Source organism: Actinoplanes sp. NPDC023801, assembly GCF_040639655.1.
Classification (GTDB): Bacteria; Actinomycetota; Actinomycetes; order Mycobacteriales; family Micromonosporaceae; genus Actinoplanes.
Window position 1 is genome coordinate 1 of the sequence record NZ_JBFAAI010000080.1, and the last position, 1,616, is coordinate 1,616.

The window sequence follows — 1,616 nt, forward strand, 5'->3', positions numbered from 1 at the left end:
CGAGCCAGCGCACCCTCATCCACGCCGCGCAGCCAAACACCTTCACCCAACAGCTACAAGCGACACACCGTACCGACCTAACAAAGTCCTACTAATACTCCAGCAGGAGATCCGTTTCAGGGTTCTGTGAGGGCTTGCCGTTCATAGTGGCTGGTCCTGGCGGCGTCTTGATGGCGGCGGCGGAAGATGGACCAGGTGATCACGGCGGCGATGCTTGCTGCGGGTTTGATGACCAGGTCATGGAAGAGCCGCCGGAGTTCGTTGACGGTGATCGGGATCAGGCCCTCGGCGTTGGCGGTGCAAAGGGTGGTCGCGGCGGCGAGGAAGGCGTGGGCGGCGATGACCAGAGTGGTCCAGCGGTGCCAGGCCGTCCAGCGGCGATGCTGATGCTGATCAAGACCGAGTTGGCTCTTCGCGGCCTGGAACGATTCCTCGATGGTCCACCGTCGGCCAGCGACGATGACCAACTGGCGCAGCGCGACGGGCTCGGGTGACCAGCAGCGGTAGAACGCCAGTTCACCGGTGCTGCGGTTACGGCGGATCAGCAGCCAGTGGTGCCCGGCGTGCTGGTCGGCTGCGTGGGGCAGGGTGACGAACGCCCAGTCGTAGTAGCGGTGGCCTTTGGCGCCTTCGCCGGCTGACACCCGTTGCCAGGCATGGCCGGGCAGGCCGGCGGCGATCTGGTCAGCGCGTTGAGTGCCCATACCGGTGGGCATGCGATGCGAGCAGGCGACGGCCAGGACGTAGCCGAGCCGGTGGCCGCGTAGTGCGGCGGCCAGCGCCGGGTCACCGCGGTAGGCCTCGTCGCCGCTGACCCACCGGCAGGGCAGTCCGCCGGACAGCGCGGTCTCGATCAGCCGGCGGGCCAACTGCGGTTTGGTGGCGAATCCGACCTCCTCGGGCACCCCGGCCTCAGCCAGCCGCTCAGGATTGAAGGCCCAGGATTTCGGCAGGTAGAGGGCAGTGTCGAGCAGGGCATGCCCGCGCTGGGAGGCGTAGGACAGGTGCACTGAGAGCTGGCAATTCTCGATCTTCCCGGCGGTGCCGGAGTACTGCCGCTGGACGCCGACGGTGTGCTGGCCCTTCTTCAGATCGCCGGTCTCGTCGATGACCAGGATCGCGTCCGGATGCCCGAGCCGGCGGGCGACAAAGGCCCGGACGTCGGCACGTACCAGGGCGTCGTCCCAGCTGGCCCGGCCGATCAAGTCCTGCATCCCGCCCGGCCCCTCATCACCGGCGTGCTCCGCAATGGTCCAGCAGTTCTTCGCCGGCAACGGTGCCAGCAGCCCTCGCACGAAGCCTCGGACCCGACTGCGCGGTTCTGGCCGTGAGAAACGTGCCTCGATCGGGTTCATCAACTCGTCGAACAGCTCAGACCATCGCTGAGCATCTACTCTGTAGGCGGCAGCCACCGCCGTTTTCGGGGTCCACACAACCATCGAGACTCAGCGGTGGCTGCTTGCTGTCCACGGACAAACCCGCACCGTCACAGCAGCTCAGAACGGATCTCCTGCTGGAGTACTAATAGTGCTTTGTTAGGTCGGCACGGGTTGGTGGCAGTGTGGGCAGAAACCGAGCCAGGTGCTGAGTTGGTATTGCAGGTGCCGTAGGACGGC

The 1,616-nt window shown here is 66.1% G+C and carries 1 protein-coding gene; it reads right to left on the reverse strand.

The annotated features are described in order from the left end of the window. Positions 1-116: 116 nt before the first annotated feature. A complete protein-coding gene (locus AB0G04_RS44160; RefSeq protein ID WP_360996742.1) occupies positions 117-1,355 on the reverse strand; it encodes an IS701 family transposase in 1,239 nt (412 codons plus the stop codon). Positions 1,356-1,616: the final 261 nt, after the last annotated feature.